The following is a 234-nucleotide window of genomic DNA, read 5'->3' as shown; positions in this document are numbered from 1 at the left end:
ACCACACCGGTGGCGGGATCGATGGCAAACAGGCCGCCGGGATTGCCGGACAGGCTGTAGGTGACGGCATTGGTGGTGGCGTCGGCGTCGCTGGCAAAGGCGGTGACGCCGACCAGGGTGCCGATGGCGATGTTCTCGTCGACGGCATTGGCGGCGGCGTTGGTGTCGGTCGGGGTAGTGACATCGAACTCGTCGACATCGTTGATGGCGATGGTGAAGGTCTGCGCCTGGCTG

1 protein-coding gene is annotated in these 234 nt (G+C 65.4%); it reads right to left on the bottom strand.

Annotated features, from left to right (window positions below; translation table 11 throughout):
- A partial coding sequence (locus KW824_RS21285; protein ID WP_218410911.1) for a cadherin repeat domain-containing protein occupies positions 1-234 on the bottom strand: 234 nt, incomplete at both ends.

Origin of the sequence: Aeromonas sp. sif0611 (assembly GCF_019218845.1) — a bacterium.
GTDB classification, from domain to species: Bacteria; Pseudomonadota; Gammaproteobacteria; order Enterobacterales; family Aeromonadaceae; genus Aeromonas; species Aeromonas media.
This window is presented reverse-complemented; position numbering and strand designations above follow the sequence as displayed.